The sequence below is a fragment of the Brachybacterium sp. genome, from assembly GCF_052095815.1.
Taxonomy (GTDB): Bacteria; Actinomycetota; Actinomycetes; order Actinomycetales; family Dermabacteraceae; genus Brachybacterium.
In genome coordinates this window covers 1,589-2,655 of sequence record NZ_JBQDLF010000101.1, presented here as the reverse complement: position 1 = coordinate 2,655, position 1,067 = coordinate 1,589, and the positions used below count along the sequence as shown (strand labels likewise).

At 64.7% G+C, this 1,067-nt stretch carries 1 protein-coding gene and 1 pseudogene; both read right to left on the bottom strand.

Features of this window, described 5'->3' with window-relative positions; translation table 11 throughout:
* Positions 1-949: ribonucleotide reductase N-terminal alpha domain-containing protein (locus ACTH43_RS18530; protein WP_441446349.1), on the bottom strand; the 949-nt coding region annotated here is incomplete at its 3' end.
* Positions 946-1,067: pseudogene (locus tag ACTH43_RS18525) on the bottom strand (hypothetical protein); the annotation flags it as partial. The gene ACTH43_RS18530 and the pseudogene ACTH43_RS18525, both read right to left, overlap by 4 nt.

Below are 1,067 nucleotides of genomic sequence, written 5' to 3'. Positions count from 1 at the left end.
CGTAGGGGCTGAACAGGTGCATGTCCCGGTTCTCCTTCGCGAGCTGGAAGGTGACATCGGGGATCACGACGCCGAGCGAGAGCGTCTTGATGCGGATCTTCTCGTCCGCGTTCTCCCGCTTCGTGTCCAAGAACCGCAGGATGTCCGGGTGATGCGCGTGCAGATACACTGCGCCCGCACCCTGCCGGGCCCCGAGCTGGTTGGCGTAGCTGAAGGAGTCTTCGAGGATCTTCATCACCGGGACGACGCCGGAGGCCTGGTTCTCGATCTGCTTGATCGGTGCTCCGGTCTCGCGCAGGTTCGTCAGCAGCAGCGCGACTCCGCCCCCGCGCTTGGAGAGCTGCAACGCAGAGTTAACGCTGCGTCCGATGGACTCGAGGTTGTCCTCCAGGCGGAGCAAGAAGCAGGAGACGAGCTCGCCGCGCTGCGCCTTGCCCGCGTTCAGGAATGTCGGGGTCGCAGGTTGGAACCTGCCCGAGAGCATCTCGTCCACAAGCCGGGTCGCGAGGGCTTCGTCGCCCTGTCCGAGGAAGAGCGCGGTAGCGACGACGCGCTCCTCAAAACCTTCCAGGTACGTGGTGCCGTCGAACGTCTTCAGGGCGTAGGAAGTGAAGAACTTGAACGCGCCGAGGAAGGTCTGGAAACGGTGCCCGGCCCCGCGAGCCCGCTCATGCAGGTCGGTGAGGAACTCCGGGGCGTACGCGTCGAGGAACGCCCGCTCGTAGTAGGCGTTCGCGACCAGCCACTCCAGGCGCTCGGCCACGCTCGGGAAGGTTCTCGTGTTCGGGATGACGTGCTGGCGCAGGTACTCGTCGGCGGCTTCCTTGTCCTTGTGGAACTGGATCGACCCGCCCGGGGCGAACAGGTTCAGTTGCGCGTTGAGGGCGTGGTAGTCCTTCCGCGCACCGATCCCGGTGCTTGCCCGAGCCGCTGGGGAGATGATGGTCATGCGGTCTTCCTCTCAATGGATGTCAGATTGTCGGAGGCCTGGTCCCAGAAGCGGGTCAGGCCGATGTTCACGTGTTCGATGTCGCGCTGGGTGCCGAGCAGCTCGAAGCGGTACAGCT